Origin of the sequence: Kaistella treverensis, from assembly GCF_900114045.1 — a bacterium.
In the GTDB taxonomy this organism is placed as follows: Bacteria; Bacteroidota; Bacteroidia; order Flavobacteriales; family Weeksellaceae; genus Kaistella; species Kaistella treverensis.
The window spans coordinates 58734-71933 of sequence record NZ_FORQ01000001.1; the positions used below are offsets into that span (position 1 = coordinate 58734).

The window sequence follows — 13200 nt, forward strand, 5'->3', positions numbered from 1 at the left end:
TGTAAATTTGCACCATATTTTTCAGATAATTAATGAAAGAAATTAGAAAACAGGAAATTTTAGCCCTTTTATACCGAATTTTTTTGGCTTTTGTATTTTACCAGATTGCGCGTCTGCTGTTTTGGTTTTTCAATAAAAATCTGATTCCTGTTGACAGTTTTTCGGAATATCTGAATATCGCGTACCGCGGTTTTGCCTTTGATACCACGGCGATTTTGTACGTGAATTCGCTTTTTATTCTTTTAAGTTTAATTCCGATTCTTATAAATAGCCGGAAACCTTACCAAAAATTTCTTTTTTACCTTTATTTCATCACCAACGGAATTGCGTACAGCTTAAATTTCGGTGATTTTATTTATTACAAATTTTCGCAGGCGCGGCTCACCAGTGCAGCTTTTAAAGTGGCACAGAATGAAAATAATGTCGGCAAAATCTTTCTCACTTCGCTGGCTGAACATCCTTTTGTGATTATCTGGTTCGTGGTTTTGATGTCTTTGTGGATTTACTTTTATAAAAGAGTAAAAATTGCCGAAATAAGGCCGAAAAAACTGGTTCCGTACTTTCTGTTCTCAATTCTTACGCTTTGTGTAGCGGCGTTGCTTGTCGTTGGTGGGATCCGCGGTGATTTTAGACATTCCACACGGCCGATTAATCTGGTTGATGCAAACAGGCACGTCACCAAACCCGTGCAGGCAAATGTCGTATTGAACAGCGTTTTTTCTTTTTTCCGCACGCTGACGACGAATAATTTCAAAGAAGTTCATTTTGTTGATGAAAAGTTCATCGAAGAAAACATAATGCCTTACAAGTTTTATCCGCGCGAAAATGTGGAACCGAAACCCAACGTGGTGATTTTCATTTTAGAAAGTTTTGGTAAAGAATATTCCGGTGCTTTTAACAAAAATTCCGGAATTAAAAATTTCGAGTCGTACACGCCTTTTTTTGACAGTTTAGCGACGCAAAGTTTAATTGCGACGAATGCTTTTGCAAACGGCCGGCAGTCTATTCACGGTATGAGTTCCGTATTGGCGGGAATTCCGAGCTTGAAAGATGCTTTTACGAGTTCGCCTTTTTCAAACCAGAAAATTCAATCGGTGGTTTCTGTCGCGAACGAAATGGGTTATGATACTTCGTTTTTTCATGGTGCGCCGAACGGTTCGATGGGATTTTTAGGTTTCGGAAATATTTTGGGTTTCAAGCATTATTACGGAAAAACGGAATTTAATAATGATCAGGAGTTTGATGGAATGTGGGGAATTTGGGACGAGCCCTTTTTTCAGTTTTTTGCGCAGACTTTAAACCAGAAAAAATCGCCCTTTTTTGCCACTTTATTTTCGGTTTCCTCGCATCATCCGTTTAAAGTTCCGACAAAATATGTAGGGAAATTTAAAAAAGGTCCGCTGGAAATTCACGAACCAATTGGCTACACCGATTTTGCTTTAAAAAAGTTCTTTGAAACCGCCAAAAAAATGCCGTGGTATCAAAATACCATTTTCGTTTTTGTGGCCGATCACACGAATCAGGTCGGTTATCCCGAATACGAAAAGGCCATGAATCGTTTTGCTATTCCCATCATGTTTTATTCGCCAAATCCAAAATACAATTTGCAGGGCGAAATTACCGAGCCAACGCAGCAAATGGACATTTATCCGACATTGGTAGACTTAATGGGCTACAACAAAAAAATCCGCAGCTGGGGACGAAGTTTGGTTTCGGAGAAAAAAGAAGATTATTTGATTGTAAATTCCGATTCCATCAACGAACAGATGATTATCGGGAATTATATTTACCTTTTTAATGGTGAAGAAGTTACCGGAATTTATGCTATTGATGATAAAGGTTTGAAAAATAATCTGATTAAAAAGCCATTAAATCCGGAAATGAAAAAAGGAATTTTGCTGACCAAAGCTTGGTATCAGGATTATATGAACCGCGTGATTAACCGGAAACTGAAATAAGATAAAATTAAATGAGTGTTTAATTTTAAAAATTTGCTGATTCTGCTAAGAAATTATGATATGAATAATTAATTATTTGGTGTTTAACTTTTTTTAATTACATTTATCCAATCAACAATTAAAAAAAATTTAAAATGAAAAAAATAGTTTTTGCTTTTGTAGCCTTATTTTTCGCAACACTTTCGTATGCACAAATTGAAGGAAAATGGAAAACAATCGATGATGAAACCGGCCAGGCTAAATCTATCGTGGAAATTACCAAAAAATCCAACGGTAAATATTACGGAAAAGTTACCCAACTTTTAATCAAACCGGCAAACCCAAACTGTGTTGACTGTAGCGACGACCGAAAAAACAAACCAATTTTAGGCATGGAAGTGATCCGTGATATGAAAAAAGTGGGCGGCGAATTTACTGGCGGAACAATTACCGACCCGAAAACCGGAAAAACTTACAAATGTAATATCTCCAGACAAGGCGATAAACTGAATGTTAGAGGTTATGTAGGTTTCTCGCTCATCGGCAGAACACAAACCTGGCACGCGGTAAAATAAATTCCGGGTTGTCTGAACCTTTTTTTTCCAAAATGGAAACAAGGGTTTTACAGGAGAAATTTAAAACCGAAAAAGATGGCTAAATAAGGCCGAAAAAATATTTATAAAATTAAAAAAGCAATTCGCAAGAGTTGCTTTTTATCATTTGTGCAATGAAGGAACTTTGCGGAAAAATCTTTACTTTTGTACTTTAATTTTTCAACATATTATGAAGGAATATACTTTTAGAGAAGTTATTGCGCAGGCAATGAGCGAAGAAATGCGAAAAGATGACACCATTTATCTGATGGGGGAAGAAGTTGCCGAATACAATGGCGCGTATAAAGCCTCTAAAGGAATGTTGGACGAATTCGGACCGAAAAGAGTAATCGATACACCAATCGCAGAGCTTGGTTTCACCGGAATCGCCATCGGTTCTGCAATGAACGGAAACCGACCAATCGTGGAATACATGACTTTCAACTTTTCTTTGGTTGGAATTGATCAGATTATCAATAATGCCGCGAAAATCCGACAAATGTCCGGTGGCCAGTGGAACTGCCCAATTGTTTTCCGTGGACCTACAGCTTCTGCAGGTCAGTTGGGCGCAACGCACTCTCAGGCTTTGGAATCCTGGTTCGCAAATGTTCCTGGTTTAAAAGTGGTTGTTCCGTCTAATCCTTATGATGCAAAAGGTTTATTAAAAACAGCAATTCAGGATAACGATCCTGTAATTTTCATGGAATCTGAGCAGATGTATGGTGATAAAATGGAAATTCCTGAAGAAGAATATTATATCCCAATCGGAAAAGCAGATATCAAGCGTGAAGGTACCGACGTGACTTTGGTTTCCTTTGGAAAAATTATGAAACTGGCGATTCAGGCTGCTGAAGATTTAGCAAAAGAAGGAATTTCTGTAGAAGTTATCGATCTTCGAACTGTTCGCCCGATTGATTATGACACCGTTTTGGAATCTGTAAAGAAAACCAACCGCATGGTGGTTTTGGAAGAGGCGTGGCCTTTAGGTTCTATCGCGACAGAACTTACTTATATGGTTCAGCAAAAAGCTTTCGATTATCTGGATGCTCCAATCAAAAGAATTACCACACCAGATGCGCCAGCGCCGTATTCGGCACCGCTGTTCGCGGAATGGTTCCCCAAACTGGAAAAGGTCAAAGAAGAAATCAAAAATGCGCTTTACATTAAAGCTTAAAAAATTCAAACTCCTGCAAGGGAGTTTTTTTTATTGCTAAGTACTGCAAGAAAGCAGATAATCGTTTACCTTTGACGAAATTTTCTCGTTTATGTCTGAAAATAGTATATCGCATTTCGATACCAAAAAGCTGACCGCCGTAGGAGTTTTAGTTTCACTCGGTATTGTTTTTGGCGATATCGGTACCTCGCCGCTTTATGTAATGAAGGCGATCGTAAATGCACGGAAAGAAACAGGAAATTTACCTTTTGATGAATATATTGAAGGTGCACTTTCGTGTATCATCTGGACGCTGACAATGCAAACTACTGTAAAATATGTAATTATCGCCCTGCGAGCTGATAACAAAGGTGAAGGTGGAATTTTAGCATTGTATTCTCTTGTGAAAAAGCTGAAGAAAAAATGGCTTTACGTCGCCGCAATAATTGGAGCCTCAACTTTGGTGGCAGACAGTATAATTACGCCATCATTAACTGTAATGTCAGCTGTAGAAGGCCTTAAAATATTTTCCCCGCACACGCCTGTCGTCGGAATAACGCTGGTAATTTTGGCAATTGTTTTTATTGTACAGCAGTTTGGAACGGCTTCTATCGGCAAATTTTTCGGTCCGGTGATGGTCCTTTGGTTTTTGGTTTTAGGAGGGTTTGGTTCCATGCACATTTCCGAGCATCTTGAGGTCTTAAAAGCATTTAATCCTTATTATGCTTATAATTTAATTACGCATTCTCCGAGCGCTATTGTCATCATGGGTGCGGTTTTTCTCTGTACTACGGGTGCAGAGGCATTATATTCTGATTTAGGACATTGTGGTAAAAGAAATATTCGTGTCAGCTGGATTTTCGTAAAAATCATGCTTATACTTAATTATTTAGGACAAGGCGCCTGGCTTTTATCTAATCCTGATGCGGTTGCGTCCGGTATTAATCCAATGTTTGGGATTATGCCGGTTTGGGCAATTTTACCGGGTGTTATTCTAGCAACGGCGGCGGCAATCATTGCAAGTCAATCAGTAATTACTGGTTCTTTTACCATGTTTTCGGAGGCGATGTCAGTTACTTTTTGGCCCAACCAGCAAATTGATTATCCTTCTGGAATTAAAGGTCAGATGTATATTCCCCGGGTAAACTGGGGCCTGATGTTCTTGTGCTTTATCGTTGTGATTTATTTCCAAAAGTCAGAAGCAATGGAAGCTGCGTATGGTTTAACAATTACCATCACTATGCTGATGACAACAACACTGCTTTTTTTCTGGCTGCGTCGGAACAAAGCGACCCGCGTTTTTGCTTTAGGATTTTTAGCGGTTTACCTCTTTATTGAATTAGGATTTTTCTATGCCAATGTCATTAAATTTTTTGACGGTGGCTGGCTTACCATGGTGTTGGGCGGCTTCATCGCGGTCTGTATGTACGCTTGGTATAACGGACGTTCTATCAAAGGTAAATTTATTAAGTTTGTAAAACTCGACAAATATGTGCCGGTAATCAAAGAACTGAAACTCGACGAAACAATACCAAAATATGCCACGAATCTGGCATTTTTAAGCCGTGCAAAACGTTCCGATGAAGTAGAGGCGAAAATTATCTATTCCATTATCCGAAAGCAGCCCAAGCGCGCAGATCATTATTTTATTTTGAATATTATAAACCAGGAAGATCCTTTTACTTTTAATTATACCATTGATGAAATCATGCCTGGAACAATTTACCGCATCAATTTCATGCTTGGTTTCAAAATTGACCGCCGCATCAATGATTATTTCGATCAGGTTCTAGAGGATATGATGGAAGAGGGGAGTATTCCCTCGCGCAGCAGCCATCCCTCGCTGCGATCTTATAATGTGCCGCCGGATTTAAAGTATGTGATTATCGACAATACGTATATAAATGATACTTTGCTTACCGTAAAAGAAAAAATCACCCTTAATATCTATAATTTTGTGAAATACATTGGCAGCGATGACTTTAAAGCCTGGGGGATTTCTGCGCACAATGTAGTAGTAGAATCAGCGCCATTGCTTGATCAGAAAATTATCACTAATAAAATTCAGCAGGTAAATTTCCGCCGCTACGATTCTTAAAATCAGAAAATCCAATAAAAGTCATTTCTAACCGTTAATAAAATTATCGGTAAATTTGTACATATTTTTTATCAATGGACGCGAAACATAAAGAACTCAATATTGCCACAATTAAAGAGGTTTTACGGCAGTATCTTCTGGAAAAAGGATTTAGAAATACGCCGGAACGCTATACGATTCTGGAAGAGATTTACAATTTGGAGCATCACTTTAATGTAGATGATCTCTACCTGCTCATGATGCAGAAAAAATATCACGTGTCCAAAGCCACTATTTACAACACCATCGAAATATTTTTAGATGCTGGCCTCATCCGGAAACACCAGTTTGGCGAAAAAACATTGACTTCTTCTTCCTATGAAAAGTCGTACTTCAACATGCAGCACGACCACATGGTGATTTATAAAAAAGATTCCAACAAGGAAATTCAGGAAATTATCGAGTTTTGCGATCCACGCATTCAGGGCATCAAAGAATCTATCGAAAACGCTTTCGGCGTAAACATTGATTCCCATTCACTTTATTTTTACGGAACCAAAAAGGATTAATGAAAAAACTTTTCGTTTTTTTTCTCTTTATTAGTGCACATTTTTTTGCGCAGATCAAAACCCAGCCTCAGCAGGATGCGGCGCGCGATCCTTTCTTCAGTGGACCACAAACCGGCGCTGCACCCGAAAAAGTTAAGCTTATACACTCCGACTTTTTCCAGAAAACGCCCGACAGATATAACGGAAACCCTTTCTTTTCGGGTAACGTTCAGTTTGCGCATCAGGGCTCAGTTTTAATTGCCGATGAGGTTATTTTTTATCAGGATCAGAATTTTGTAAAAGCGCTCGGAAATGTCCGTTTGCAAAATGCCGACGGTTCAGTGATCACATCTGGTGAAATGGAATATGACGGAAATACCCAAAAAGGAATTGCCCGAAAGAACGTTCTGCTCACCGACCCTGGCCAGACGATTCAGACTGAAACGCTTTATTACGACCGGCTTTCCAACAAAGCTTATTTCAATACCGGCGGTACAATTACCAAAGATGGCAATGTGATGTACACCAAATCTGCAACTTATGATCTAACAAGCCGATTAATTGATTTCACAGGAAACGTAAAAATCGACAATCCCGAATATACGGTGGAAGGCGTAAATATTATCCAAAACCAAAATACGAACACCGCCACATTCAACGGTGCGACCACGATTACAAATAAAAAAAATCCGGGAAATCTCATTTACACCGAAAAGGGCACGTATAATATGAATACCAAGGAAGTCTATTTAAAAAAGAATTCCCGCATTCATTATAACGGAAAATTGCTTACCGGCGATGACATGTATTTTAACCAAATTACAGGTTTCGGGACAGCAAAAGGAAATGTAACACTTCGCGATCCAAAAGAAAACCGCTACATGAAAGGCGGTTACGCCGAAATCTACGAGAAAAAAGATTCCGCGATGATTACTGAAAAACCCTACGCTGTAAAAATTTTGGAAAAAGATTCCATGTACTTTTCAGCGGACCGAATTTTGGCATTTCAGAAACCTGATGTCCAAAACCCGCTCGAGAAAAAAAGCTTTTTACGTGCTTACCGAAAGGCGCGCATGTTTAAATCAAACATTCAGCTGCGCGCGGATTCTTTAAGTTTTAATGAAACCGATGGCGTCATGCACCTGTTCGGCAGCCCGATTGCGTGGAGCGGAGAAAAGCAGGTTACCGGAAATAAAATTGAAGCTTATTTCGACACCAAAAATGAATACATCGATTCTTTGCGGGTGATTGGCGACGCTTTCGCGATCAGCAAAGCCGATTCGCTTAACATGAAAGATGAATTCAACCAGGTGAAAGGTAAATTAATGACGGTTTACTACGAAAAAAATCAGGTGAAACTCGCGAAAGTCATTGGCAATGCGCAGGCGATTACTTATGCGGATGACCAAAACGAAACTACGAAGGAAGTCGAGCGCATAGGCGTGTCACTTTCTACCTGCGGTACGATTGAAGCGGAATTTGAAGATCGGAAAGTGCAGATTATTTCCTGCAATATCGGCGCAAATGTGGACACTTTTCCGATGAGTTTGATTTCGCGCGAACAGCGCTTTTTCCCGGATTTTAACTGGAACACAAAAGACCGGCTGCGGACCTGGCGCGACATTTTTGTGGACTCGCCCAACTATCCCGAAATAAAATACGAATCGAACAACGAGTTGTACGACGCTGCCCAGAAAGCAATTGATGCAGAAAAGGCCAAAGAAGAGGCGAAAAAACCAAAACGCGTCCGGAAATAATTTTTTTATTTGGGCGCCTTTATCCGCCTTCCACTCCCGCTTTTTTGTTCCACTTCGTTCCACAAAAAGAGCTCCGTTCAAGTCAGGGCGCGGTTGAAAGTTTAGATTAAAAATTACCTTTAAAATGCAGACAGATTTTTTTAAATATCAGGCACAAACCACACCGTTTGCCGCCGGCTTTGAGGTTGAAAAAGCTTCCGGAACATTTATTTACGGCAAAAACGGCAAAAAATATCTCGATTTTGTTGCCGGAGTTTCCGCAAATACGTTGGGTCATTCGCATCCAAAAATTATTGAAGCCATAAAAACTCAAGCTGAAAAATATTTACATGTGATGGTTTATGGCGAATACGCGCAGGAAATGCCGGTGAAACTCTGCAAGCTTTTAGCAGATTCTACGCCGGAACCGCTCGAAGTTACTTATTTGGTAAATTCCGGCGCGGAAGCGATTGACGGCGCTTTGAAACTAGCAAAACGTTACACCGGACGAGAGGAAATTATTTCGATGAAAAATTCTTATCACGGAAACACGCACGGCGCTTTGTCGGTTTCCGGGAACGAATATCACAAGCGCGAATTCCGTCCTCTTTTGCCGTTGGTGAATTTCATTGAATTTAATAACCAAAATGATTTTTCTAAAATTACCGAGAAAACCGCGTGCGTTTTAGCAGAAACCATTCAGGGTGCTGCAGGTTTTTTGGTGCCGGATGCTGATTATTTTAAAAATTTGAAAAAGCGCTGCGAAGAAGTTGGCGCGCTGCTGATTTTAGATGAAATTCAGCCGGGCTTTGGACGAACCGGGAAACTGTTCGCTTTTGAACATTTCGAAATGGTTCCGGATATTCTGGTGATGGGAAAAGGCATGGGCGGCGGCGTTCCGGTTGGTGCTTTTATGAGTTCCGGTGAAATTATGCAATCGCTGTCGCATTCACCGAAACTCGGTCATATTACGACTTTTGGTGGAAATCCGCTGATTGCCGCGTCGAGTTTCGCTACTTTACAGGGGGTTGTAGAAAGTAGTCTGATGAATGAAGTTGCAGAAAAAGAACAGCTGTTCCGGGAACTTTTGGTTCATCCGAAAATTAAAAATGTAAACGGAAAAGGTTTGATGCTTGCGGTAAATCTCGGCGCTCCGGAATTTACTTTGGAAGTTGCAAAACGCTGCATGGAAAAGGGTTTAATCGTTTTCTGGCAACTGTATCGCAATGAATATTTGAGAATTTCGCCACCGTTAACCATTTCGCTTGAGGAAATCCGGCAGGGTTGCGAAATTATTCTGGAAATTTTAAATGAATTTGATTAGCGAATTTCATTTTTGATAATTTGATAATTTGGTAATTTGAAAAATTGGGTCTTTTAGCGGCAATTTTTTTTGGTTTTACTATCAGAGAAAACCCCAACAGATTTACCGATTTTCCCAGATTTTTTATTTTTGAAAAATTGGGTGTTTTAGCGGCGAATATTTATATGTGTATTCGTGGCATTTTTCTCCCGCTGAATTTGCGGATTCTGCAGATTTATATTTTAGGAGAAATTGTTGTTTTAGCGGCGAATTTCAAATTTTCAAATCACCAAATCACCAAATCATCACATCACCAAATCACTACCTCATCGCACTGTAAAGTTGTCAAAAGATGCGATAAAAGTGGTTTTTAGCCCCGATGGAAGCGGCATCCCCCGATGATATATATCATACCGGAAAACAAAAATCTCCGACATCGGGGATATAGCGGACAGCGGGACGATTTTTAATAGGAAAACCAGCCCGGCTTGCTCCTGATTTTTTATGGTTTTGAACAAATTTTAATTGCTGTAATAAGAAATTAATTTATATATTGCGACACATTAAAAATAGGTAGCAATATGGCGAAAACGAAGGTGCAATATGAATTTCCAATGCACTGCCAGTCAGAGATTTTATACGAATATATGGCGAGCGCGGAAGGACTTTCGGAGTGGTTTGCAGATGATGTGGAGGAAAAAGGAGACGATTTTTTCTTCAGCTGGGGAAACGGGCCGGAAGAGAAAGCAACGCTTATTCGTTATAAGCCGGAAAGTTTTGTGCGTTTTCGTTGGGAAGAGGATGAGGGCACCAAAAATTATTTTGAAATGACCATCGTCATCGATGATATCACCGAAGATTTAGCGCTGAATATCGTGGATTTTTGCGACGCCGGCGACGAAGAGGAAAACAGACTGTACTGGGAAAATCTTATTGAAAATCTTAAACTGAAATTAGGCGCGTCCTAATTTTTTTACGCCTGATAATATGATGAACGAATTTTCGTTCATTATTTTTTTACCCTAAAAACCCTGAAAATTTTGAAATTATCTTTTTACTCCGACACTGCAGAACTTAATAACCGCGCATTTTTGTACGGTGATTCGGTGCGGGTTTCGTTTTTTGTGCATCATTCGAAAATTGTTCTGGCTGAAGAATGCTATTTTTTTCTGATGGCTTCGATGCGGAAAATGCGTATGGCGATTCCGCTTTCCTACACTTTGGAATTTTTTCAGAATCTGTTTGCAGAAAAGGTAATTGAAGCTGGAATTTCTGACGGCGTTATTAATTTTCACGTGTACCGTAATTCTCAGGAAAGTTTGCTCTCTAAGCGCGAAATTTCTTTTTATTTTGAAGTAGATTCGCCGCGGAATATTCTGGAAATGCAACGCGCTTTTGAAATTGATCTGATTAAAGAAATCAATGTAAATACTAATGTTTTAAGCGGAATTCATGTGCACTCGCCGGAAAACATTTATGCTGAAGTTTATGCTGCAGACAATGAGCTGGATGATGTAATATTCCTGAATCCGAACAAAAGAATTGCGCGCACCACGATTGGAAATCTGCTCTTTTTAACCGGAAATACAATTAAAATTCCGAAACAGAGTGAAGGTGCTTTTGTTTCGCCATTGATGGAAAGTTTTGTGACTTTCGTTCACCAAAATAAGCTTGCGGTAATTGAAGAGGCGGAATTGATTGCTTTTGAATCTCAGAAAGCGGAAGAAATCATCATTATTTCTGACGAAAAAGGCATTTTTCCGGTAATGAAAATCCGTAATAAGACCTTCGAAAAAACCAGGTTTACAGATATAGTTTCGGCGTGGTCGGCAAGTTTCGCTTAAAATTGGCAAACCCGGTCAGCAACCTGCAAAAAGGTCAGTAACCGGGCTTTAAGACTTTGATGACACGAAGGTAATCAAAAACTTTGTATCTTCCTATGCGCCGAATATTAAAATTATGTTAAATGTGGCGGGAATTTAATTCATCGAAACATCCTGCGGCGCGTTTGCCCACAACAGATATTCACCACCCAAATTCTGCATGATGTTTTTCCAAAGATTCTGGTCGTTCGGTGAGGTGTAATCGAGGTTATAAACGTCCACTGGAGTCCACACTTTTCTCAGGATTTCACCATCCAACTGCTGCATTCCCCAGCCCGTGTAGCCGGAAAATACTTTTACATCGTTGATCGGCAGACGAAGATCAATCATCGCGGCAACAACGTTCTCAATATCTTCGGTGAGATAAAATTCTTCAGTGATTTCCGAATAAGTATCAGTCACTTTTTCACCTTTGCAGATGAAAAAGATCTTATCGTTTTCTACCGGACCACCATCGTAAACCGAAACCTGAAAACCGAAAATATCCAGCAGCCTGGAGGTCATATTTTCGTTCTTTTTATTGAGAATTAAACCGAATGCACCTTGCTCGTTGTGCTCGATAATCAGGACCACAGAACGGGAAAATATGTCGCCCGAAATATCCGGAGTGGAAATTAAAATTTTACCTTTGTAAGAATAATTCATCTGAAATTTTAGGTCAAATAAAAAACCTTTGATCAAAAGTAATAAAAATTTAATGGAAAACTTACACGATAAAAGAAAAATTTATGACCGTTCGGAACTTTTGGAAGATCAGATAAAAGAGAGTCCGATTGAGCAGTTTCGCTCGTGGTTCCTCGAAGCAGAAGCAGATGCACAGGTTTCTGAAGTGAATGCTATGGCGATTTCTACCGTAGAAACAGACGGTTGTCCACGCACCAGAATGGTTCTGTTAAAAGCTTATACGTGGGAAGGTTTTATTTTTTATACCAATTACGAAAGCCGCAAAGGTCACGCGATTGAAAGTACGCATAAAGCGTGTCTGCATTTTTTCTGGCCTTCGCTGGAACGACAAATTATTATTAAAGCATCGCTGGAACGATTACCGGCAAATCTCAGCGACGGATATTTTCATTCGCGGCCAAAAGGCAGCCAACTTGGCGCCGTAGTTTCACCGCAAAGCCAGGTGATCCCAAACCGGGAATTTTTGGAAACAAAACTGAAAGCGCTGGAAACCGAATTTGAAAATAAAGAGGTCCCGCGTCCCGAAAACTGGGGTGGATATCTGGCAAAACCTTACGAAATTGAATTTTGGCAAGGACGCCCAAACCGCCTGCACGACAGGTTGATTTATAATTTGACCGACGATTTCGACTGGAAAATCAGCCGTTTAGCACCATAAAAAAAGTCCCGAGCAATCGGGACTTTAATTTTTTTGCTAATCTTTTCGATTATTTTTTCTTTTTTCCGCTAGTCATTCCTTCCATAACTGCACCAGCTAAATCAGCACCAGCTTTGAATTTTGCAACTTTTTTTGCATCAATCTGGATTGGTTTTTTAGTAGCCGGGTTGATACCTTGTCTTGCAGCTCTTTCTGCAACTGAGAAAGTTCCGAAGCCTACTAAAGAAACTTTACCGTCTTTTTGCTTTAAAGTGTTGGAAACGTTAGAGATAAATGATTCCAAAGCTGCTTTAGCTGCAACTTTCGTGATGTTTGCGTCCTTTGCAATAGCGTCGATTAATTCAGACTTGTTCATAATAATAAATTAGTTAGGGTTAATTTGATTGTATAGCAAATATAAAACTTTTTTCATATTGCGCAAATTTTTTGGAAATAATTAATCAAAATTCAACAAAAGTGGATTTTTAACATAAACTTAAAAAACCCACTTTCCCTGATTAATGAGCCTTACCGAGTGCTATAATTATGCCAAAGCTACTGCTGGCGCCATTTAATTGAAATTGGGTGCTTTTTGATTACAATTATGAATTATCAAAAATCAGCTTTTAATTTCTGTTTTTAAATACTT

12 protein-coding genes are annotated in these 13200 nt (G+C 39.5%); 10 read left to right on the top strand and 2 right to left on the bottom strand.

The window, feature by feature from the left end:
• Positions 1-32: 32 nt before the first annotated feature.
• The 9 genes from BMZ55_RS00335 to BMZ55_RS00380 all read left to right on the top strand — a co-directional run bounded on the left by BMZ55_RS00335 (position 33) and on the right by BMZ55_RS00380 (position 11191).
• On the top strand, positions 33-1958 hold the full coding sequence (locus tag BMZ55_RS00335) for an LTA synthase family protein (protein WP_089817665.1): 1926 nt from the start codon (positions 33-35) through the stop codon (positions 1956-1958).
• Between the two features lie 134 nt (positions 1959-2092).
• Entirely contained in the window at positions 2093-2512 is a 420-nt protein-coding gene (locus BMZ55_RS00340; protein ID WP_089817667.1) for a DUF2147 domain-containing protein, read from the top strand.
• Positions 2513-2720: 208 nt separating this feature from the next.
• Positions 2721-3704, top strand: a complete 984-nt coding sequence (locus tag BMZ55_RS00345; RefSeq protein ID WP_089817669.1) for a pyruvate dehydrogenase complex E1 component subunit beta — start codon at positions 2721-2723, stop codon at positions 3702-3704.
• Positions 3705-3795: 91 nt separating this feature from the next.
• Positions 3796-5781, top strand: a complete 1986-nt coding sequence (locus BMZ55_RS00350; protein ID WP_089817671.1) for a KUP/HAK/KT family potassium transporter — start codon at positions 3796-3798, stop codon at positions 5779-5781.
• Positions 5782-5855: 74 nt separating this feature from the next.
• Positions 5856-6329: a Fur family transcriptional regulator gene (locus tag BMZ55_RS00355; protein ID WP_089817674.1), complete on the top strand. Its 474-nt coding sequence runs from the start codon at positions 5856-5858 to the stop codon at positions 6327-6329.
• Positions 6329-8065 carry an OstA-like protein gene (locus tag BMZ55_RS00360; protein WP_089817676.1) on the top strand — a complete coding sequence of 579 codons (1737 nt, stop codon included), beginning with the start codon at positions 6329-6331 and terminating at the stop codon, positions 8063-8065. The genes BMZ55_RS00355 and BMZ55_RS00360 overlap by 1 nt, the downstream gene beginning before the upstream one ends.
• 124 nt (positions 8066-8189) lie before the next feature.
• Positions 8190-9368 carry an aspartate aminotransferase family protein gene (locus tag BMZ55_RS00365; protein ID WP_089817678.1) on the top strand — a complete coding sequence of 393 codons (1179 nt, stop codon included), beginning with the start codon at positions 8190-8192 and terminating at the stop codon, positions 9366-9368.
• A gap of 560 nt (positions 9369-9928) precedes the next feature.
• Entirely contained in the window at positions 9929-10315 is a 387-nt protein-coding gene (locus tag BMZ55_RS00375; protein ID WP_039345497.1) for an START-like domain-containing protein, read from the top strand.
• Positions 10316-10387: 72 nt separating this feature from the next.
• The gene (locus tag BMZ55_RS00380) at positions 10388-11191 is read left to right on the top strand and encodes an aminotransferase class IV (RefSeq protein ID WP_089817682.1); all 804 of its coding nucleotides are present in this window, start codon (positions 10388-10390) and stop codon (positions 11189-11191) included.
• A gap of 135 nt (positions 11192-11326) precedes the next feature.
• Here BMZ55_RS00380 and BMZ55_RS00385 read toward each other — a convergent pair whose 3' ends face one another.
• A complete protein-coding gene (locus BMZ55_RS00385) occupies positions 11327-11875 on the bottom strand; it encodes a YqgE/AlgH family protein (protein WP_039346064.1) in 549 nt (182 codons plus the stop codon).
• Positions 11876-11927: 52 nt separating this feature from the next.
• On the opposite strand from BMZ55_RS00385, the gene pdxH reads away from it, so the two are divergent.
• Positions 11928-12572 (top strand): pyridoxamine 5'-phosphate oxidase, encoded by a 645-nt coding sequence (pdxH, locus tag BMZ55_RS00390; protein WP_089819323.1) that lies wholly within the window; start codon positions 11928-11930, stop codon positions 12570-12572.
• 49 nt (positions 12573-12621) lie between these two features.
• Here the strand turns inward: pdxH and BMZ55_RS00395 are convergent, their stop codons facing one another.
• The gene (locus BMZ55_RS00395) at positions 12622-12927 is read right to left on the bottom strand and encodes an HU family DNA-binding protein (protein ID WP_039345494.1); all 306 of its coding nucleotides are present in this window, start codon (positions 12925-12927) and stop codon (positions 12622-12624) included.
• Positions 12928-13200 lie beyond the last annotated feature (273 nt).

Coding starts and splice junctions, on each gene's coding strand:
- BMZ55_RS00335 (WP_089817665.1), top strand. CDS start 33: ATGAAAGAAATTAGAAAACAGGAAATTTTAGCCCTTTTATACCGAATT.
- BMZ55_RS00340 (WP_089817667.1), top strand. CDS start 2,093: ATGAAAAAAATAGTTTTTGCTTTTGTAGCCTTATTTTTCGCAACACTT.
- BMZ55_RS00345 (WP_089817669.1), top strand. CDS start 2,721: ATGAAGGAATATACTTTTAGAGAAGTTATTGCGCAGGCAATGAGCGAA.
- BMZ55_RS00350 (WP_089817671.1), top strand. CDS start 3,796: ATGTCTGAAAATAGTATATCGCATTTCGATACCAAAAAGCTGACCGCC.
- BMZ55_RS00355 (WP_089817674.1), top strand. CDS start 5,856: ATGGACGCGAAACATAAAGAACTCAATATTGCCACAATTAAAGAGGTT.
- BMZ55_RS00360 (WP_089817676.1), top strand. CDS start 6,329: ATGAAAAAACTTTTCGTTTTTTTTCTCTTTATTAGTGCACATTTTTTT.
- BMZ55_RS00365 (WP_089817678.1), top strand. CDS start 8,190: ATGCAGACAGATTTTTTTAAATATCAGGCACAAACCACACCGTTTGCC.
- BMZ55_RS00375 (WP_039345497.1), top strand. CDS start 9,929: ATGGCGAAAACGAAGGTGCAATATGAATTTCCAATGCACTGCCAGTCA.
- BMZ55_RS00385 (WP_039346064.1), bottom strand. CDS start 11,875: ATGAATTATTCTTACAAAGGTAAAATTTTAATTTCCACTCCGGATATT.
- pdxH (WP_089819323.1), top strand. CDS start 11,928: ATGGAAAACTTACACGATAAAAGAAAAATTTATGACCGTTCGGAACTT.
- BMZ55_RS00395 (WP_039345494.1), bottom strand. CDS start 12,927: ATGAACAAGTCTGAATTAATCGACGCTATTGCAAAGGACGCAAACATC.